At 32.4% G+C, this 20289-nt stretch carries 26 protein-coding genes and 1 pseudogene; 21 read left to right on the forward strand and 6 right to left on the reverse strand.

From position 1 onward, the window contains the following. The first annotated feature begins 9 nt into the window (after positions 1 to 9). The 8 genes from AAHN03_RS03410 (at position 10) to AAHN03_RS03445 (ending at position 7150) form a co-directional block, all read left to right on the forward strand. Complete coding sequence (locus AAHN03_RS03410; RefSeq protein WP_342279104.1) at positions 10 to 210, forward strand: hypothetical protein; 201 nt, start codon at positions 10 to 12, stop codon at positions 208 to 210. A gap of 85 nt (positions 211 to 295) precedes the next feature. Continuing rightward, positions 296 to 556, forward strand: a complete 261-nt coding sequence (locus AAHN03_RS03415; protein ID WP_342279105.1) for a HigA family addiction module antitoxin — start codon at positions 296 to 298, stop codon at positions 554 to 556. A gap of 324 nt (positions 557 to 880) precedes the next feature. Beyond that, the gene (locus tag AAHN03_RS03420) at positions 881 to 1072 is read left to right on the forward strand and encodes a hypothetical protein (protein ID WP_342267438.1); all 192 of its coding nucleotides are present in this window, start codon (positions 881 to 883) and stop codon (positions 1070 to 1072) included. Positions 1073 to 1119: 47 nt separating this feature from the next. Then, the gene (locus tag AAHN03_RS03425; RefSeq protein ID WP_342279106.1) at positions 1120 to 1263 is read left to right on the forward strand and encodes a hypothetical protein; all 144 of its coding nucleotides are present in this window, start codon (positions 1120 to 1122) and stop codon (positions 1261 to 1263) included. Between the two features lie 258 nt (positions 1264 to 1521). Further along, positions 1522 to 5154: an acyl-[ACP]--phospholipid O-acyltransferase gene (locus AAHN03_RS03430; RefSeq protein WP_410521349.1), complete on the forward strand. Its 3633-nt coding sequence runs from the start codon at positions 1522 to 1524 to the stop codon at positions 5152 to 5154. A gap of 241 nt (positions 5155 to 5395) precedes the next feature. Further along, a complete protein-coding gene (locus AAHN03_RS03435) occupies positions 5396 to 6199 on the forward strand; it encodes a DsbA family protein (RefSeq protein ID WP_341761741.1) in 804 nt (267 codons plus the stop codon). 347 nt (positions 6200 to 6546) lie between these two features. Then, positions 6547 to 6861, forward strand: a complete 315-nt coding sequence (locus AAHN03_RS03440) for a hypothetical protein (protein ID WP_341761742.1) — start codon at positions 6547 to 6549, stop codon at positions 6859 to 6861. After that, a complete protein-coding gene (locus AAHN03_RS03445) occupies positions 6851 to 7150 on the forward strand; it encodes a type II toxin-antitoxin system YafQ family toxin (RefSeq protein ID WP_342279107.1) in 300 nt (99 codons plus the stop codon). Before AAHN03_RS03440 ends, AAHN03_RS03445 begins: the two co-directional genes overlap by 11 nt. Before the next feature lie 101 nt (positions 7151 to 7251). Here the strand turns inward: AAHN03_RS03445 and AAHN03_RS03450 are convergent. The 5 genes and pseudogenes from AAHN03_RS03450 to AAHN03_RS03470 form a co-directional block, all read right to left on the reverse strand. Continuing rightward, positions 7252 to 7524 (reverse strand): annotated as a pseudogene (locus AAHN03_RS03450) (TIGR02281 family clan AA aspartic protease); the annotation flags it as partial. A 149-nt stretch (positions 7525 to 7673) separates the two neighbouring features. Next, entirely contained in the window at positions 7674 to 7835 is a 162-nt protein-coding gene (locus AAHN03_RS03455) for a hypothetical protein (protein WP_341761540.1), read from the reverse strand. Then, positions 7828 to 8292 carry a hypothetical protein gene (locus AAHN03_RS03460; RefSeq protein ID WP_342279108.1) on the reverse strand — a complete coding sequence of 155 codons (465 nt, stop codon included), beginning with the start codon at positions 8290 to 8292 and terminating at the stop codon, positions 7828 to 7830. Before AAHN03_RS03460 ends, AAHN03_RS03455 begins: the two co-directional genes overlap by 8 nt. Further along, positions 8289 to 9011: an amino acid ABC transporter ATP-binding protein gene (locus AAHN03_RS03465; RefSeq protein WP_341761745.1), complete on the reverse strand. Its 723-nt coding sequence runs from the start codon at positions 9009 to 9011 to the stop codon at positions 8289 to 8291. The genes AAHN03_RS03460 and AAHN03_RS03465 overlap by 4 nt, the downstream gene beginning before the upstream one ends. Positions 9012 to 9093: 82 nt before the next feature. Beyond that, positions 9094 to 9840 (reverse strand): MBL fold metallo-hydrolase, encoded by a 747-nt coding sequence (locus AAHN03_RS03470; RefSeq protein ID WP_342279109.1) that lies wholly within the window; start codon positions 9838 to 9840, stop codon positions 9094 to 9096. Positions 9841 to 9870: 30 nt separating this feature from the next. Between AAHN03_RS03470 and AAHN03_RS03475 the strand changes: the two genes are divergently transcribed. The 7 genes from AAHN03_RS03475 (at position 9871) to AAHN03_RS03505 (ending at position 15989) form a co-directional block, all read left to right on the forward strand. Next, positions 9871 to 10542: a phosphatase PAP2 family protein gene (locus AAHN03_RS03475; RefSeq protein WP_342279110.1), complete on the forward strand. Its 672-nt coding sequence runs from the start codon at positions 9871 to 9873 to the stop codon at positions 10540 to 10542. A 98-nt stretch (positions 10543 to 10640) separates the two neighbouring features. Next, positions 10641 to 10814: a zinc-finger domain-containing protein gene (locus tag AAHN03_RS03480; RefSeq protein WP_341748418.1), complete on the forward strand. Its 174-nt coding sequence runs from the start codon at positions 10641 to 10643 to the stop codon at positions 10812 to 10814. Beyond that, on the forward strand, positions 10789 to 12942 hold the full coding sequence (mutL, locus tag AAHN03_RS03485; protein ID WP_342279111.1) for a DNA mismatch repair endonuclease MutL: 2154 nt from the start codon (positions 10789 to 10791) through the stop codon (positions 12940 to 12942). Before AAHN03_RS03480 ends, mutL begins: the two co-directional genes overlap by 26 nt. Positions 12943 to 13296: 354 nt before the next feature. Further along, positions 13297 to 14541, forward strand: coding sequence for a 5-aminolevulinate synthase (gene hemA, locus AAHN03_RS03490; RefSeq protein ID WP_342279112.1), 1245 nt, complete (start codon positions 13297 to 13299; stop codon positions 14539 to 14541). A 215-nt stretch (positions 14542 to 14756) separates the two neighbouring features. Beyond that, on the forward strand, positions 14757 to 14918 hold the full coding sequence (locus AAHN03_RS03495) for a hypothetical protein (RefSeq protein ID WP_341761540.1): 162 nt from the start codon (positions 14757 to 14759) through the stop codon (positions 14916 to 14918). 284 nt (positions 14919 to 15202) lie between these two features. Further along, positions 15203 to 15673, forward strand: a complete 471-nt coding sequence (locus AAHN03_RS03500) for a nucleotidyltransferase substrate binding protein (protein ID WP_342279113.1) — start codon at positions 15203 to 15205, stop codon at positions 15671 to 15673. After that, a complete protein-coding gene (locus tag AAHN03_RS03505; protein WP_342279114.1) occupies positions 15654 to 15989 on the forward strand; it encodes a nucleotidyltransferase domain-containing protein in 336 nt (111 codons plus the stop codon). The genes AAHN03_RS03500 and AAHN03_RS03505 overlap by 20 nt, the downstream gene beginning before the upstream one ends. A gap of 141 nt (positions 15990 to 16130) precedes the next feature. Here the strand turns inward: AAHN03_RS03505 and AAHN03_RS03510 are convergent, their stop codons facing one another. Then, on the reverse strand, positions 16131 to 16292 hold the full coding sequence (locus tag AAHN03_RS03510; protein WP_342279115.1) for a palindromic element RPE1 domain-containing protein: 162 nt from the start codon (positions 16290 to 16292) through the stop codon (positions 16131 to 16133). A gap of 12 nt (positions 16293 to 16304) precedes the next feature. Between AAHN03_RS03510 and hemW the strand changes: the two genes are divergently transcribed. From hemW to AAHN03_RS03540, 6 genes are all read left to right on the forward strand, one after another. Then, complete coding sequence (gene hemW, locus AAHN03_RS03515; protein ID WP_342279116.1) at positions 16305 to 17501, forward strand: radical SAM family heme chaperone HemW; 1197 nt, start codon at positions 16305 to 16307, stop codon at positions 17499 to 17501. A 271-nt stretch (positions 17502 to 17772) separates the two neighbouring features. Next, on the forward strand, positions 17773 to 18054 hold the full coding sequence (locus AAHN03_RS03520) for an AtpZ/AtpI family protein (protein WP_342279117.1): 282 nt from the start codon (positions 17773 to 17775) through the stop codon (positions 18052 to 18054). Then, a complete protein-coding gene (locus AAHN03_RS03525; protein ID WP_341761576.1) occupies positions 18054 to 18782 on the forward strand; it encodes a F0F1 ATP synthase subunit A in 729 nt (242 codons plus the stop codon). The genes AAHN03_RS03520 and AAHN03_RS03525 overlap by 1 nt, the downstream gene beginning before the upstream one ends. Before the next feature lie 90 nt (positions 18783 to 18872). Then, positions 18873 to 19097: a F0F1 ATP synthase subunit C gene (locus tag AAHN03_RS03530; RefSeq protein WP_341748043.1), complete on the forward strand. Its 225-nt coding sequence runs from the start codon at positions 18873 to 18875 to the stop codon at positions 19095 to 19097. Positions 19098 to 19103: 6 nt separating this feature from the next. After that, positions 19104 to 19583, forward strand: a complete 480-nt coding sequence (locus AAHN03_RS03535; protein ID WP_342279118.1) for an ATP F0F1 synthase subunit B' — start codon at positions 19104 to 19106, stop codon at positions 19581 to 19583. Continuing rightward, on the forward strand, positions 19583 to 20074 hold the full coding sequence (locus AAHN03_RS03540; protein ID WP_342279119.1) for an ATP F0F1 synthase subunit B: 492 nt from the start codon (positions 19583 to 19585) through the stop codon (positions 20072 to 20074). Before AAHN03_RS03535 ends, AAHN03_RS03540 begins: the two co-directional genes overlap by 1 nt. The last annotated feature ends 215 nt before the right edge of the window (positions 20075 to 20289 follow it).

The raw sequence follows: 20289 nt of genomic DNA on the forward strand, positions 1-20289 counted from the left end.
CAGGGAATGATGGCGAAAAGTTTTAAGTGTAAAAAGACAAATATACTATTTGAAGAATATAAGTATGATAAGAAATTCTTTGAAATATCCCAAAAAGCTCTTATTAAGTTTGCAATGATTGATGCAGCAAATATCTTAGACGATTTGATTATACCCACTGCAAATAGATTAGAGAAATTGCAAGGTGACAAGGCTAATAAATATAAATGATAAATGGAGAATATGCTTTGCTTGGAACAATGGTGATGCTTACGAAGTAGAAATAATTGATTATCATAAATAAAATGTAACTTACATGCATAAGATTAATCCTATACATTCTAGGGAAATACTTAAGACTGAATTCTTAGAACCTTTCGGTATTGCAGCTTATAGATTAGCTAAAGATATTGAAGTACCCATTAATAGAATAACAGATATCCTCAATAAACAAAGAAATATTAGCACTGAAACCGCTCTATTACTAGCAAAATATTTTGGTTTATCAGATAGTTTTTGGATTAGAGTGCAAGCAAGATATGATGAGGCAATAACTAATACCATTTCTCAAAACTAAATTGCTACTCGGAGTACGAGTGTCGAGTATCGGAGCGTACAACTAATCACACTACTGGACAAAAGAGATGGGGTGGTTGCAAGAGCTAGTAAATAGAGTATTTTAGATTGAACACAAAAAAATCTGTGGTACTCTATGTTACTAGCCGAATTACTATATAATCATTTTGAGATGAAAGATTCAAGACTAAATACGTTCAAGAGATGGGATATCGAAGCTGCCTTTAAAGGGTGCAAAAGTAATGGTTTTAGAATGGAAGATGCGCATATAAAGAGTAAAGTGCGATTAGAGAATTTTATAAAATGTTTATTTATAGCATATGCAATGGCAATAAAAATAGGAGCAATTGGAGAGCAAGAGCAACCGATAAAAATGAAGAAAACGCTAGGATGTAGGAGTTATTCTGTACTACAGTTAGGTATAAGATCAATTAAACAAGCTTATAGTCGTTCTAAGCAATTTTTTGATTCCTTAATCATAAAATTGTTTAAGTTACACTTTGTGCAACCAACCTAACCTTTTTGTCCAGTAGTGTGACAACTAATACGTGAGGAGCGGAGATTATGAAGTACGACGACGTGATGATTAGTTTTCAGAAATGGTATAAGGAGAGAATATTTGACCACCTTGCTTCTATTCATCCTTTAGCTGCCATGGGGAAAAGACATAATGTTAATAATAATAAAGATTCAGATTATTTGACATAAAGTAACACTCGATAATCAAGTTTTTTAAAATTGTTAAAAAAATTATATTTTGCAGAGGAAAAAACCTATACTTTAGTGCTGTTAATACTACTTATAAAATAAATTTTATAACCTTATTAACCTAAGAGTTTCAGTATTATAAAAACTAACACAAAAATTTGCCTTGCAATAAGCCAATTGTTATGACTTAGAAAAAACTTGATTATCGAGTAACAAATTACATACTATACCGCAACTAAATATGTCTTTGGAGAAAACATGCAATCAAATCGGTTATATTTATTTAGAGATACGCGTTTTTTGCCTATCTTCATAGTACAATGTTGTGGTTGTCTAAATGACAGTCTACTAAAAAATGCGTTAATTATATTAATTACCTATAAACTATCTAGTCAATTGGTAGAATCAACCCAATTGCTTGTGCTAGCGGCTAATACCGTTTTTGTATTACCTTTTGTAATATTTGCAAGTATTGCAGGGCAAGTGGCTGATAGGTACGAGCGATCAACTTTAGTTAAAATCATTAAATTATTTGAACTATCCATAGTGCTTTTTGCTACTTATGGATTTTTTGATAATAGTTTAGTAATACTTTTTTTATCTATATTTCTTATGGGTATACATTCGACATTTTTTGGACCAATCAAGTATAGTGTTCTACCAGACCATTTATACCGAAATGAGTTATTGGGAGCTAATGGATTCGTTGAGGCAGGAACATTTATTTCTATTTTAGTTGGTACTATTATTGGAGGATACTACACCATAAGTGGCAATTTAATAATCACTATTCTGATAATAATTGCTATAGTTGGCGTTATTGCTAGTTATTTTATGCCAAAATCGAATAACTCTAACTGTGAAATTAAAATAAATTTAAATTTATTTCGTGAAAGTATAGAAATGATTAAATATGCCCAAGCTAAAAAGCAAGTATATTTGGCAATTCTCGGTATATCTTGGTTTTGGTTTATCAGTGCAGCAATACTTGCTCAAATTCCATCTCTTGCTAAAAATACTTTTGGAGCAGATGAAAATGTTGCTAATTTATTCCTTGCAACATTTTCAATTGGAGTAGGGGTTGGCTCTTTTTGGTGTAGTAAGATTTTTGGCAATGAGATTACCACGAAATATGTTTTTGTCTCAGCGATTGGTATCAGTATATTTGGGATTGATTTATTTTTTGCCAGTCGAATTAGTGCAGTGCATTATGAACCGGAACAATTAAAGAGTATATTTGTCTTTTTATCTAAAAAGCATAATTGGCGGATTATTATAGACTTATTTTTTATATCTGCCATTGCGGGGTTATATATTGTTCCACTTTTTGCAGTATTACAATATTTTAGCTCCTCAGCTCATCGCAGTAGAATAATTGCTATAAATAATTTTGTTAATGCTTTATTTATGGCTGGGTCTACTGTAATACTTTCTTTATTATTCTATTGGGAATATTCGATACCATCCGTTATACTATTTATTAGCCTGCTTAACATAGTGGTAGCTTATTATATTTATCAATTAATTCCTGAAGTAAAAATAGTACCTTTTGCTGTTAACCGAGCTATTTTAAAATTTCTTTTTGATTGTATGTACAGAGTGGAAGTTAAAGGCATTGAAAATTTTTATAAAGCTGGCAAAAGATCAGTAATTATAGCTAATCATATTTCATATATTGATCCTGCCTTACTTGCAACTTATCTACCTGAAGAAATGACTTTTGCCATTAATACAACTATAGCTAAAGCATTGTGGGTAAGACCATTTCTAAAAATGGCAAAAACACTGCCGGTTGATCCCACTAATGCAATGGCTATAAAAACTTTGATTAGAGAGGTGCAAAAAGATAAAAAAATTGCTATATTTCCCGAAGGAAGAATAAGTATTACTGGTTCCTTAATGAAGATATATGAAGGACCTAGCATGATTGCTGAGAAATCTGATGCGACAATTCTACCTGTAAGAATAGATGGTACACAATTTACTCATTTTTCCAAACTTAAAAATATACTAAAAACACGGATATTTCCTAAGATTACTATCACTATTCTACCACCAGTAAAATTTCCTTCTAAGCCAAATATAGATAATAGGGAAAAGCGTAAATATATAGGTCAGGCTCTTTATGATATCATGGCTGATATGATGTTTGAAAGCTCTGATTATCAAAATACTATATTTCAGTCTCTAATTGAGACAGCAAAAGCTTACGGTTTTAACAAAAAAATAATACAAGATATTGATGATAAATCTGTTACCTATCGCCAATTAATATTGGGATCTTTTACTTTAGCAAATTTAATAAAACAGGATACGGAAGTGGCTGACTATGTAGGTCTTATGCTACCTAATATGGTTGAAACTATGGTTACTTTTTATGCTATGCAAGCCTGCTGCCGTCGACCAGTTATGATTGACTATATGAGTGAGGTGAGCAATATAGTGGCTTCATGTAAAACAACGTCAGTTAAAATGGTATATACTTCAAAACAGTTTGTTGAAAAAGCTGGATTACAGGAAGTGGTGGCAAAAATCTTAGTAGACAATATAAAAATTATTTACCTTGAAGATTTAACACAAAGAATTGGTTTATATTTAAAAATTAAGGCTATTATTGCCAGCTTCTTCCCACAAAGTTATTACAACAACATATGTAGCAGTTATGATGATAATGATCCATCAGTTGTAGTATTTACTTCGGGTATTTCAGCAACAGCTAAAGCTGTAGTATTATCACATAGGAACTTGCAGGCTAATAGATGCCAACTTCTAGCTAAGGTACATTTTAGTCCTGATGATTTTGCCTTTATGGCTTTACCGCTTTTTCACTGTTTTGGTTTATCTGGAACAATAATGATGACACTCAATGCTATACCAGTGTTTCTTTACTCGTCTTCTCTGCATTATAGGAGTATTCCTGAGGTAATATACGATATCGGAGCGACAATTATGTTTGGTACGGATATATTTTTGTATGGTTATGCTGTCTATGCTCATCCTTACGATTTTTATTCTATAAGATACGTATTTGCCAGTAGTGAGAAACTGAGAAAAGACACAAGGGAATTATGGCTTGATAAGTTTGGTATAAGAATTTTTGAAGGATATGGTACGTCAGAAACATCTCCAATAATATCTTGTAATACCTCAATGCATTATCGTGCTGGAAGTGTAGGGCGTTTGATGCCTAAAATAGAATATTATATTAGACCAATTCACAATAGACCTATTGCAGAATTTGCTTTTGCTGAGGAATTTAAAGAAACCACGGAGCTTCGAGCCGTAGCGTACTCAAATGTATTTGAAGAGCAGAGTACCGATAGTACGGATAAATTACCAGCAGAAGTAGAGTTTCAAAAGAGATCTAATAGGTCTATTGGAATAGAGGGGATAGGACAACTATTCATCAAAGGACCAAATATTATGCTTGGCTATATGCACTCTAATAATCCTGGAATTATCCACCCTACATCATCAGAGGATTTGGGTTTGGGATGGTATGATACTGGAGATATAGTAAAAATTGATGAAGATGGATATCTTACCTTATTAGGTCATATTCAGCAATTTGTTACAATAGAAGAAGTAATGTCACTGATATTAATAGAGGATTTAGCTAATATGATCGATGTTGATAGTAAGCATGTTGCTATTTGCCCTGATGATGATAATAAAGACAAACAGATTTTTCTATTGACCACAAGTCAGACCATAAATAGTGAAAAATTCATAGAAATAATGCATAAAAATTCAATAGACTCAAACCAAAAGAATATACCAGTTATTATCCCTGTTAAAGAAATACCAATTCTACCAATAGGTAAAGTAAATTATCGGCAAATAACTAAAATGCTTGAAAATTATAGAAAAGTAACTAAAATGCTGAAATAAGGTACATGAGTGTCATATATGGACGCCAATATAGTAGACTTCCTGCATAATTCTACTTTTGCTGGTAATTTGTGCGTCGATCCGGTACTCGAATCCTCACGTACATTTGAGTACGCTGCGGGTCGAGGTTCCGTGTCTCCTACAAATTCCTCAGCAAAAGCGAATTCTGCAGGAAGTCTACTATATAACTTGGACTAATAAACCATTTATAACAAACTAATCTATTTAATAGAAAAATATTATGCATAATGTTGTTGGTAAAGTATTATTAATTATTGTTGTTGTTCTTCTAGCATTATTTGCTTATAAAACTATGAAGACTCCTAGTGCTTCTACTACGGTTTCGATTAACACTCTTGATCAGCAAGTGTTAGACAAAAAAGAAGAAGTGGAAAAAACTGAACAAATTATAAAAGAATATTTGTTAAATAATCCCGAAATAATCATTCAGGCAATAGAAGGTCTTCAGCAGCGTAAAATGCAAGAAATGGAAATAAAAACTGGCGAATATATAAAAGATAATAAATCTGAAATAGAAGATTCTCTTACATCTCCTGTACTTGGTAACCCGAATGGAGATGTAGTCATCGCTACTTTTTATGATTATAACTGTAGTTATTGTAGAAAAGGTCATAACTTTATTAACCAGTTAATCAAATTAGATACGGGGGTTAAAGTCGTTTTAAAACCATTCCCGATTCTTGGTGATGCATCTAATTATGCTGCAACTATTGCTTTAGCTGTTTATAAAACCACTCCGAGTAAGTTTCAAGATATTCATGATGGTTTAATGGACTTAAAATCTATTACCAAAGAATCTGTAGAAAAATTGTTACTAGTAAATGATCTAAATCCTGAAGTAATTGCGGAAGAAATCAATAAAGATGAAATAAAAAATCTCATCGACAAAAATGTTAAGTTAGCAAAGGGTTTAAAAATACAGGGAGTACCTGCTTATATTATTAATGGTAAATTAATAGCAGGAATGGTAGATCTAGACCAATTGCAGACGATAGTTGCTGATATACGAAGTCAAAATAAGTAGTTTCGTTGTTATCCGAGCTACGGTGCATGGAGACTTTGCCTAAAAATGCCAATGTAAGTAATGGTACTACAAGACCAAAAACGATGTTGACAACGCAATTCTTCAAAGTAGTACCAAACAAAATGCTAAGCATTATGTAAAAACAAACTATTAGAAGCAGTTTGTTAGGAGCTGACACTTGATATAGTGCTATCAAGTTCATAATGGAAGAAGCAAAAATGCTCGAAAATCAATATGTTAGATAGTTATTTCTTAGAAACCGTTTGGCAGTTCATATTTAGGTTGATAACCGCATAATATAAAGTTATAATGTTCATTACAACATTCACACAAATTAAAGAAAATTTATGTCTAGATTAAGCTTAGATGTTTCGGATGAATTCCACCTTAAGCTAAAGATGCTTACCACTTGGAAGGGCATTAGTATAAAGGATTTTGTAATACAAACATTAAACAAACAAATTGAATTAGAGTATAAGCCTTATGTATCCAAAAATGTATTGAATGATGAAACAATAAAAACTATAGAAGAATCACATCAAGGTATTAATTTAAACTCTTATGATTCGAAGGAAGAATTTTTTGGACATCTTGATAGATTACAAGAAGAAGTAGAACAAGAGGTAGCTAAAGAGAATAAGAAGGCAAATAGTGACCTTTAGAATACTTTCTACCAATAAGTTTGACAAAGAATTTAAGTTAATGCTTAAACGGGGTAAAGATAGAAAAAAATTAGATAAGTTTATTGATTTAATAGAGAAAGGGCTTAATCAAGATGTTGAATATCATCTATTGTTGCCAAATAAATACCGTTTGCATAAGTTATCTAACAATTATTCAGCCCTTTGGGAATGTCATTTAGAGCCTGATTGGCTATTAGTTTTTGAGTTAAATAATAAAACCTTAATATTAGAAAATACAGGTAGTCATAGCGATTTATTTAAGAGCTAACACTTAATATCAAACGATCAAGTTCATAATGGAAGAAACAAAAAAGTAAAAATGCTTGAAAATCAATATGTTAGCTAGTTGTTTCCTAGAAGAGTATATACCTAATAACTCAAAATCAACATATCTCGATCTATTCTGAAACCTTTGAAACGCTCTAATAACGACATGCCGAGTAACGATACGTCAAGACCGCCAGTACCTATGTGAGCTTCAACATTTCTAAAAAAAGCTCCTCTACCAATCTCAACACTATTTAATCTCACTGGAGCAGCCCTACTCGTACCATTAGCTGTAGAGTAAGTTCTAGTGTAATTTAGTTTTGATAAGTCAAATCCTAGCATTTTAGCATCACTAATAGTAAGAGCAACATCACTTCTCATCTTCGAGATAAATATGAGCAGAAATTATGCTATAGAACGTGAGTATTATGCGACGAGTGGAGTGTAGAATTAAATTCTCGTTACTGACTACATTTTTTCACCTGTGGAATTTTATAATAAAGAAATACTGATAAAAGTGTACTTTAATGACAAGAGTTTTTATTTGAAACAAAACAATGGTAATACACATAAGAAGCATTATGTTGACTAATTTTTAGTATGTCAAGTAGAAAAGTGATGTTTACATGACTACAAACTTCATGCCAAAACCACTGCGAACCTGATTCTTTAGACGTTTCAAGCACTTTTTCGTCTCGAAGATGAGTCACTTGCTCCGGTATCAATCATAAATTTAATTTTTATTCCGTTTACCACGGCGTTAACGTAGAAATGCCCATCGTTACTACGACTAATTACTAATTCTCCTTGTTTATTGACCCAATTATATGATGGTATTAGTACGGATATGACTCTTTGAGCGGCGTAATTTAACTCAAACTTGAAAGCATAACCAGTAATTATAATTAAGAAAATTCCACCCCAAGTTAATAATTGAATAGAGAGTATCCTTATACCTTTTTGACTAAAGGAATTATAAACTATACTGATAATCACCAAAATCATTATAAAACAAGTTATACTTTTTTGGTTATCCCAAGAAAAAGCAGCAAATTGTGCAGCTACTAGTTTACGTACACAGAAAGTAATGACAATACTAATGCAGAGAATAATTATTAACTTTATAAGACTTTTATTACTCACATTAAATCACCTATATTCTCTAAAAATAATCTTGCTCTATGAGATTTGGGTTTTTTAAAAAACTCTACTGCCGGCTGATCAGCTAAAACTTGTCCGTGATCCATAAAAATTATCCTATCGGCTATGGCTTTGGCAAATTTAATATGATGAGTAACTACAATCATGGTTATTTGACTTTTAAATAAAGATATAATTTCAATAATATCTTTAATATTTTCAGGATCTAAAGCTGAAGTAGGCTCGTCAAATAACATTATTTCTGGATTCATCATCAAGGCTCGGCAAATCGCCACTCTTTGTTTTTGTCCCCCAGATAAATTGACAGGAAAGGCGGTAATTCTTTGTCTTAAACCAAATTGTTCTAATAATTTCTCTGCCTTAGCAATGGCAGCCATTTGCTTCATTCCTAAAATATTAACAGGAGCATATATTAAATTATCTTGGACATTTAAGTGCGGGAAAAGATTAAAAGCTTGAAAAACCATGCCAATTTTAAGACAAAGCTTCCTTTTATTTTTTTGCGTCAATTTTTTGTCATCGATTAACACATGCCCACTGGTAGGAACTTCTAAAGCATTAATAATTCGCAATAAAGTAGATTTACCACTACCAGAAGATCCTATAATCGCTATAGTTTCTTTTTTCTTGAATTCAAGACTAATATCTTTAATAGCATAGGTTTTGCCATAGTTTCTTGAAACCTTATCGAGTATTATCATATACTCCTAATAATTTGAAAAGTTGATAGACCTACGTGAATTCGGGATAAGAATTATCCCGAATTGGGGTAACTCAGGTTTGCTAAACTATAAATTTGTAACCATCATATAGAGGTTTTATATTACTTGGCAATATTTTTGATATCTCATGGTAATCAATAAAATGATTCATATTCGTTAATAATATTTGTTGGGGTTTATATTCATCGTTCCACTGTAAAATTTTATCTAATCCTGCATGGCAATCATTAGATTCATACGCCATACAGTCTAATATCCAAACATTGATATTTTTCAAGAATGGTTTAGATTCTGCCGGAAAAGCTAGCACATCACTAGAATATACAAAATCATCCATTCTAATACCTAAACTATCTATGGAACCATGATGTTGTCTGAAAAATTGTACATCTATGGTATTAATTTTAAATTTTGCAAAAAAATCTACCGGTCTTGCAATCAGTTTGTCTAGAGCAAATAAATGTTGGTGACGATTCTCAGTTTTCAATGCTGTGCTACTGTCAGAAAAAATTTCTAGTGGTGTCTTTTGGAAAAATGGAAATATACGTAAATCATCAATACCGTTAACATGATCTGCATGATAATGGGTTAATATAGCACCGTCCAATTTTTTAATCTTTTCTCGCATTAGTTGATTTTTGATGTCAAAACCAAAATCAACAAGAATTTGACTATTACCATCATCGATGTATATTGATGATCTAGTTCTTTTATTGTAACTTGAAGTAGAAGTGCATATATTGCAATCACAATTAATTATCGGCATACCAAGTGATGAGCCACATCCTAGCACTGTTATTTGTAGCATATACTAAACCAAACAAAATTGAAATTGAAAATGTTTGAACTTTTATATAATTTCCATGGTCTTAATCAAGAGATATTCTTGTGGATCAATAGAATTACTAACCATTTTAGCATAATAGCTTATATTCTACAAATTATCTCTTATTGTTTTAATATTACCAACTTTGCTATCGTTTATTTTATATATTGTGGATATTTCTATATCCAGTTAAAAAAGATTCAAGATTTTAATCAGCGTCAGATCAAATTTTGGTCTATATATAATAAAATGGTAATGATTGGTATAATTTATGCTATATTTGGTTGTACTTATGCTCTATTTAAGTTTTCAGTTAATATACCTAGACCATTTTGCTCATTGCCTCTTAATAGTTTTGTAACAATTGCTAATGTTGAAGTTGAAAGATGTTTATCCAGCTTTCCAAGCAGTCACTTCGGATTAGCATTAATGGTATCCTACTGTATTTGGCCATATATAACAATGGGGCAAAAAATTATAGCCTTTTTGATTGTTTTATTAGTGGCAGTCTCACGTATTACTCTTGCTATGCATTACCCAGCTGATATTATTTATAGTTTCTTTATCACCATAGTGATTATAATAGTTAGTAAAATGATTTTTAAAATTTTTACCAACAATTTAATAAAATGGTTTGGTGAAAGGATTCTTTCTCTATTATATCATTATTTTCTAGACCACTAATATAATTAATGATTTTTATTTTGAATAAATTTCACTTATGTTTTATAGTAGTAAGATACTAAAAAAACTCTTATTATAGCTTCAAATTTATGCAAAATATGGAAATTATTGAGACTATCTCTACATCCGTATCATGTTTTGGCAAAGAACCACCTTTTGATCATCCGAGAATTTATTTGGAGATTGATTCAACCAAAGGATCTATTGTGTGTCCTTATTGTAGTAAAACATTTGTGTTAGTAAGTAATGAAGATAAAACTCCTGTCAGATAGTACTATAAACCGCATCGCTGCTGGGGAAGTAATTGAACGACCAGCTTCGGTGGTAAAAGAACTAGTTGAGAATGCTATTGATGCAGCTAGCACTAAGATAGATATAAGCTTACAGCAAGCAGGGAAAAATCTTATTATTATTTCTGATGACGGAATAGGCATGTCTGAGGAAGATCTAAAAATTGCCGTAGAACGTCATACTACTTCTAAACTTGATGAGTCAGATTTACAAAATATTCACACTTTTGGCTTTCGCGGAGAGGCATTACCTTCAATATGTTCTGTAAGTAAGATGTTGATTACTTCAAAGGCACGTGGGGCTGATAGGGCTTATCATATACAATCTAGTGGTGGGCATAATAAAGAGATTAAACCTACCATTCATAACGAGGGTACTAAGATTGAAATACGTGATTTATTCTTTGCCACCCCTGCAAGACTAAAGTTCTTAAGATCTGATAAAACTGAATTGGCAGCTTCGGTTGATGTAATCAAGAAAATTGCATTAGCTCATCCTAAAATCAGTATTAATTTATCTCATGATGGCAAAAATATCATAAAAGTAAAAGGTCAAGATGGAAATTTTGATGATCTGTTAAAGCAAAGAATAATTGATATATTGGGTTATGATTTTATTGAAAATTCTGTCCATATTAATCTACAAAGACCAGAAATATCAGTATATGGCTTTACCAGCCTTCCTACCTTTAATAGAGCTTCTGCTGAGGATCAGTTTTTATTTGTTAATAATAGACCCGTTAAGGATAAATTACTACAAATCGCTCTAAGACTAGCTTATCAGGATTATTTAGCTCGGGATAGACATCCAGTTTCAGTTTTGTTTCTACAGATAGATCCCCACATGGTTGACGTTAATGTACATCCTGCCAAAACAGAAGTAAGGTTTCATGATCCAAGTACCATACGGGGATTACTGATAAGCTCTATCAAAGATGCCCTTGCTACTAGAAGTCATATGGTGTCAACAAATATTGCCACAACTGCCTTAGGTCTTTTTCGAAATACTACTACTAATAATAATTTTGTTAAAACAAATAAGGCATTTCAAAAGAACCCTACCTCTTCTTCTAACAAAGTATACTCAAATGATTTGGAGAATTGGAACGTAAAACAAGGGGTGAGCGAACGGAGCGTACATGAAGTACGTGAGTACGCGAATACCCCGCAGTTTTGCGAAACCAATTCTCCAAATCATTTGAGTATATATCCAAATAGTTTGAGTATATCTGATAATATCAGTACTTATAAGTCTCAAAATTTAACCATTCCTAGGCACAATGATAGTTCTAATGTTCAGCAACAATTAATAAAGACAGACCCACATGCTAAAGTAGAAGTGTTAGAGGATGATATCCTAGACCTAGATTGTAATAATAAACCTCTTGCAAAATTCACTTCTACTAGGGAATCTGCAGGAGGATTGAAACCTCACCCTTCAAGCAGTACGGCAAATTTCGTTACGGATTCGAGTCTAGCACCATTGCCTAAATTACCAGCAGAAGTAGAGTTATGCAAAAAGTCTAATGTTGCACTCGGAGCAGCAAAAGCTCAAATGCACGGCACTTATATAATATCACAAACAGCAGATAGTATTATTATCGTAGATCAACATGCAGCACATGAGCGTTTGGGATACGAGAAAATTAAGCAAATGATAAGTAACAATGGCTTAATTAAGCAAAGATTACTCATGCCTGAGATAGTAGAATTACCAGATGTCAAAAGAGCTGATTTATTGTATAATAAAAAGGATGATCTTTCTAAATTAGGTTTAAGCCTAGAAAAATTTGGCGAGCGGTCCATCATTGTATCAGAGACTCCAAGCTTACTTGGAAATACCGATATAAACCAGCTTACCCAAGACTTGGCAGATAATTTATCTGATCTTGGTGAAAATATTTCCTTGATTCAATTGATTGAACATGTTACAGAAACCTATGCATGTCATTATGCTATCAGAGCAGGTCGTAAATTATCTTCTGAAGAAATGAATGAATTATTAAGACAAATGGAAAAAACCCCATTTTCTGGTCAGTGTAATCATGGTAGACCAACTTACATCGAACTCAAACTCAAAGATATTGAGCGATTATTTGGACGTAGGTAACCTGAGGTTACGCGAATTTGGGATAAGAATTTGTCAATTCTTATCCCAAATTCGCGTAGGTTAGGTAACTTGAATTCGGTGTAACAAGTTACATCGAATTCAGTATTATATATAGAAACAATCAGGTTTGAAGCGGCTGCCCACCTGATTGTTAAAATATAATACTCCATTCAATATGTGATTTTAATAATTAAAATCACATATTGAATGATGAAAAAAGTTAAAATGCACCCGCGTCAGCCGCTTCAAGAGTGCATTTTTCCTTATAGCAAAGCAAGTATCGATATAAGAATTAATAATTCTTATATCGAACTGAGGTTAGGTAAGTTTTAAACTGTATAAAAAAATAATGTAATGTCTAACTATAATAATATATTCGATCACCATATAACTAGAATTAAACAAGAAGGAAGATATCGTGAATTTGTTCCTGTTCAAAGACAGGCAAATAACTTTCCATCTGCTTGGTATGGTAATAAAGAAATTGTAATGTGGTGTATTAATGATTATCTTGGTATGAGTAAGCATCCAGATGTTACCAAAGCTGCGTTAGATGCTATATCCAAATATGGAATTGGTTCTGGTGGTACAAGAAATATAGGTGGCAATAATAGCAGCATAATAGAATTAGAGAAGGAACTAGCAATCCTACATAATAAAGAATTAGCTCTAGTTTTCACTTCCGGTTATGTTGCCAATGATACTAGCCTTGCAACACTGGCAAAAATAATGCCTAATATAGTTTTTTTCTCAGATGAGTTAAATCACGCTTCTATTATTTCTGGTATCTGTAATTCAAAAGCTGAAAAACATATTTATCGGCACATTGATGTTCAGCATCTTGAAGAATTACTCAAAACAGTGGATATTAATAGACCAAAAATTATTGTTTTTGAATCAGCTTATTCTATGGACGGATTATTTCCACCAATAGAAAAAATAGTGAATTTAGCTAAAAAATATAATGCTTTAACCTTTATTGATGAAGTACATACAGTTGGTCTGTACGGCAAACATGGTGCTGGCGTTGCCGATCTTCAGGGTTGTGCTGATAAAATTGATATGATTCAAGGAACGCTTGGTAAGGCTTATGGCACTATTGGTGGTTATGTTGTAGCCAATCGTCAAATTATCGATTCTATAAGGCTTACTGCACCAGGTTTTATATTCACCACCTCTCTACCTCCAGTTATTGCTTCAGCAGCAACTGCCAGTATTCGTCATTTAAAAAATTCTAATATGGAGAGGGAAACTTACCAAAAGGTAATAGCCAAGGTAAAAAAATCTTTTGATAAAGCTAAAGTAAATTATTTAAAAAATGATAGTCATATTATACCAATAATTATTGGTGATCCAATTAAAGCCAAACAAGCCTCTGAAATGTTGTTGGATAAATATAATATTTATGTTCAGCATATTAACTTCCCAACAGTACCACGTGGCACAGAACGTTTAAGAATCATCCCAACACCTAACCATACCGACCAAATGATTCATGACCTCACCACAGCCCTTGTTGAAATTCTTAGTACCCTCGATATATCACCATCAATCAATTCTTACTCTATAATAAAATTACCTTTACACCCTGCAGCGTAGCATAATTGCAATCAGTAGTTAATGTACATAGTAGCATTAACTACCAAAGATGCCATCACTATGTCATCAACTATGATTTTAATAGCAGGTGTAGCAATAATAATTCTTCTTACTAATACATTTTCTTCAATCGATTTCTAGGTTGTGTGAACATTTCTATCTAATGGTCAATTTCGTCGTTATTTTCGTTCTCGCCTCATCTTCGAGACGAAAAAGTGCTTGAAACGTCTAAAGAATCAGGTTCGCAGTGGTTTTGGCATGAAGTTTGTAGTCATGTAAACATCACTTTTCTACTTGACATACTAAAAATTAGTCAACATAATGCTTCTTATGTGTATTACCATTGTTTTGTTTCAAATAAAAACTCTTGTCATTAAAGTACACTTTTATCAGTATTTCTTTATTATAAAATTCCACAGGTGAAAAAATGTAGTCAGTAACGAGAATTTAATTCTACACTCCACTCGTCGCATAATACTCACGTTCTATAGCATAATTTCTGCTCATATTTATCTCGAAGATGAGTCTCGAATCCTCACGTACATTTAGTACGCTGCGGTTCTGCGAGCGAAAATGCCTATAAATTTACTCATTACATAGAAATGTTCACACAACCTAAAGAAAATAATGTATAATGAAAATTATTAAGAAATGAACTAACATGACCACATTTACTAGTATAAAGACTCCTCGCTGGCTATATCGTTTTGATACTTTTAAACGTGCTTTTGCTCTGCTACGTGAGGCTATGTACATAATGCGAGAACGCAAGATAAGTCAGTTAGAGATGGAAGGAGTAGTACAGCGTTTTGAATATACGTGGGAATTGACATGGAACGTACTTAAAGACTATCTAGAATATAAGGGGGTGATACTATCAACCATTACCCCAGCTACCGTACTTAAGGCAGCTATTGCCGCTAATTTAATTAAGAATGGTGAAGTATGGATGAATGCTTTAGATTCCCGTAATAAGATGTCACATACCTACGATTTCAAACAGTTTGAACAGATTATTATAAATATTGAAAAGGATTATTATCCTGAATTGGAGATCATGTATTTTAAGATGTATTTGGTGATGCTGAAATTTACAGAAGAAGAGATGGTAGATGAAAGTAAATATATCTAATCATGGATTAAGTAAGGAACAGTTAAACATACTGCGTAATATTTTGTTTCCCTTCTCAAAACAAATTGAGAGTGTTGGTTTGTTTGGTTCGCGTGCTACTGGTTCTTATCGTCCTAATTCTGATATTGATATAGTTATTTATGGTTCGCTTGATGAAAAAAACCTTGATCGTATATTTACTTTACTTAATGACAGTAACTTACCGGTTAAAGTAGATGTACAATCTTATGATCTGATCACCTATCCACCTCTCAAAGAACATATCGATGCTAACATGCTACTATTGTTTACGCATGACCAATTTGAAGAGGTCTAATAAAGGGGTTGGAAGTAGTGATATAGTCAATTCAGGAGGATTGGGTAGCAGGAGCGATGGAGCGACGCCTATATGTAATAGGCGAGCGAACGAAGGCGACGCTACCGACTTCTCATCAATTGACTGTAGTAAAAGATGAGCTTAAGTAATAGACTTCTTTCGAAACTCTACTTCTGCTGGTGATTTGTACGTCGATGCGGTACTCGAATCCTCACGTACATTAGAGTACGCTGCGGTTCTGCGTTCCGCGTCTCCTTCAAATCCCTCAGCATAAGCGAGTTTCGAAAGAAGTCTAATGTTCAAATAAGCATAAACATGAAAAATCCTTTATCGATATATATACACTGGCCGTTTTGCTTGTCAAAATGTCCATATTGTGATTTTAATTCTCATGTTGTAGATAAAGTAGATCATGATACATGGTTGAAATGTTATGAACTAGAGCTTGATCATTTCAAGGATATTATAGGTCATAAATATATAAAATCTATTTTCTTTGGAGGTGGAACTCCATCTTTAATGAAGCCATTTGTTGTTGAAGGAATAATTAAAAAAATAGCAAATTTAGCAATAATAGATGAGCAAACAGAAATTACTTTAGAAGCAAATCCCACTTCATTTGAGACTGAAAAATTTAGGGACTTTAGATCAGCTGGAATAAACCGCGTGTCAATTGGCGTCCAGTCTCTAGTGGAAGATGACTTAAAGAGTTTAGGACGACAACATGATGTAGGGCAAGCAATCAAAGCTATTGAAACAGCTCGCCATCTTTTCCCTAGAATATCTTTTGACCTAATTTATGCAAGAAGTAACCAAACTCTAGAAAGTTGGCAAGATGAACTTACCAATGCCATGAAACTTGCCTCAGGTCATATCTCACTGTATCAACTGGTAATCGAAAAGGGCACGTTATTTTATAAATTGTTTAACGAGGGAAATCTGACTATACCAAACTCAGATCAAGCAGCTGACCATTATGAGTGGACTAACTGCTATTTAAAGTCTCAAGGATATCTTAGATATGAAATATCAAATTATGCTATATTAGGTCATGAATGTAAGCATAACTTGACATATTGGCAATATGACAATTATTTAGGTATAGGTCCGGGTAGCCACAGCAGAGTTAACATGTGTGATAGTAATTTTACATCTAATCTCTATAGTATCATGATGTGGCATAAACCAGAAAAATGGTTACAAGCTGTAGATAGTTTAGGATGTGGTATTCAGCAGATTAATAAACTTTCTATGCAAGAAATAATTGAAGAAATGTTGATGATGGGACTACGTCTTGAAAAGGGTATAACTATTGATAGTATACAGAAAAGAACTGGTAAACAATTATTTGAGATTTTAGATATGGGAAAGGCAACATACTATAAAGAGCTAGGTTTACTTAGGTGGGATGAGGGATTAGGTGATAAAGGTCATATTAATCTTACAAACAAAGGTCTAATGTTACATAGCTATATAGTACCAAGGTTATTTAAAACCTCAGTTTTGGATTAAAATTTTTAATTTTAATCCAAAACTGGCTAGAATAATTTAAGTTCTTCAGAAAAATGCATTCTTGAATCGATTCTACGAATGCATTTTAATCTATTATCGCTAATAATCTTATTTTTATACCAATAAAAATAAGATTATTAGCAAATGAAATATTTAACAATCAGGCGTGATAGCCGCTTTAAGCCTGATTGTTTATTTTCTCATTCCAATTTCGGATTAATGAAATTAATCCGAAATTGAGGTTTAAATAGACTTCTTTGTATTAATGTATATGTTGGAACAAAAAGAGTTAGATAAGATACAGAAAAGGATTAAGACACTTAAAGCAAATAATCAAACAAATAATCATTTTCACCCTAAACTTAATCCAAAAAAAGAAATTGATGCGTTGGCTATAGCGTTAGATTTGTTTTCTAGTGTGATGCTGGGGTTTATTGTTGGTTTTACATTAGATAAATTGTTTAATTCTAAACCATTTTGTATTATAATATTTTTGTTGATAGGTATGCTTGCAGGTTTTAAAATAATTTGGCAAAAACTAAATAAGAAATAATGTCCCATAGTCCCTTAGATCAATTTGCAATAAAGAAACTAGTAGAAATTAATTTATTTGGTTTCGATATTAGTTTTACTAACTCTAGTTTGTTTATGTTACTTGCTGGAGTTGTAAGCCTCTCCTATTTTTATTTAGCCTTAAAAGGTAAAAAAATTATACCATCTAGATTACAGCTTAGTGCTGAAATAATTTATGATATAATTACAGTGATGCTCAATCAAAATGTTGGAGAAAAGGGGCGTAAGTTTATACCGTTCATTTTCACTTTGTTTATGTTTATTTTGTTATGTAACTTGCTCGGCATGCTTCCTTACGGATTCACTGTTACTAGCCATATTATAGTAACATTTGCCTTAGCAATTATGATATTTTTTATGGTTACAATTATCGGTTTTATTAATCACGGTATACATTTTTTATCAATATTTTTGCCTAAAGGTACGCCATCTTGGCTAGCTCCGCTTATGATTTTGATAGAATTATTTGCCTATCTAGCAAGACCTATAAGCTTATCTTTAAGGTTAGCTGCTAATATGGTAGCAGGACATATATTACTAAAGGTGATGGCAGGATTTATAGTTTCATTAATGATTTTCTTTAAATTTTTGCCAATTCCACTAATTGTGATCCTTATTGGATTTGAAATTTTTATAGCAATACTTCAAGCTTATATATTTACAATTCTTTCTTGTGTATACTTGAATGATGCTGTAAATTCACATTAGGTTTTGCGAAGGCTTCATTTTTATGGTCTTATAGATAAAAATGAAGTCATACGCAAGAACCTAGAATTTTTTATATTTAGGAGCTTATATATGGACGGAACATCTCTAAAATTTATTGGTGTAGGATTAATGGCTATTGGTATGTCAGGTGCTGCTATTGGCGTAGGTAGTATATTCAGTGCATTGCTGTCTTCAATTGCCCGTAACCCTTCAGCTACTGATCAATTACAAAGAATGGCATTCATTGGAGCTGGACTTACGGAAGCTATGGGCTTATTCTCGTTCGTAATTGCAATTTTATTAATATTTTCTTAAATAACTATGCCTCAATTTGATGTTACCTTTTATTGTTCACAAATCTTTTGGCTGGGGGTTGTTTTTAGTACCTTATACCTTCTAGTTCATAAGTTCATTGCACCACTAACTGAAAAGATTCTTGAGAACAGGCAAGCTTATATAGATAGCAATATTGCTAGTGCAGAAAGTCTTGGGGAAAAAGCTGATAGCTTGCACAAGCAATATACAAGTACGCTAGCAGAGATATCAAATATAGTGGAAAATATTAAAAAAGAAGCTAGGGATGCAATGGAAGCATCTCTGCTATCAAAAAAAATTCAACTCCATAATGAGTTGAAAGCACAAATTGCCAATAATCGTCATGATATAGAAACAACTAATAAATTATTTTGGATTGATGAAAATGACTCATGCATCGATTTAGCAAAATTGTTAATTCAAAAAATTACTAATCAAGAAGTTGATTTAGAATTACTAAAAGAATCTTACAAAAAGATAAAATAATGCAATTGTTTGACGAAAAATTTTGGCTAGCCATCTGTTTCCTAATTTTTGTGTATTTAGTCTATAGACCGATAAAAAATATAATTTTAAAATTGTTAGATGACAAAATTACAGCTATCAAAGACCAAGTCTTAGAAGCCCAAAAACTTAACAAAGATATGACGTTGTTATTTGAAAATGCTGCAGTCCAAATACAACAGATTGAAGTTTTAAGAGAAAAAATGATCAAAGATGGCAAAGAAACTACCAATAATATAATTAAGCAGCAAAACGAAGAATTTGATAAGTTTCTAGAAAGCAAAAAACTTGAGACTATAGATTTAATGAATAGGCAAAAGCTAGAAGCTTCTCAAATGCTACAATCTGAGTTTTGTGATAAAATGCTAGAATTAGTAGCTATATATATGCAATCTACAAAAAACGATTCCATATCAGATAGTGAGATAGCTAAGAGACTCATGGAAAATCCAGTATCTAAAAAATTTATATAATGTACCTAAATTCGATGTAAGACATCTGTTTAATAGTCCATCCTTGCCTTCGAATGTCACACCTGTGCGTAGGCAGAGGTCTAAAAAATAGCATAAAAGGTATGTTATATGGTTTTATATCCCAGCTTTCGTTTGGATGACATAATGGCGAGTAGGAGTGACATAATGACAAAGGTGCCCCCTAATGGCGATGATTACTTAAGCCTACTATTAAT

This window comes from Candidatus Tisiphia endosymbiont of Myopa tessellatipennis, from assembly GCF_964031105.1.
Lineage (GTDB): Bacteria > Pseudomonadota > Alphaproteobacteria > Rickettsiales > Rickettsiaceae > Tisiphia.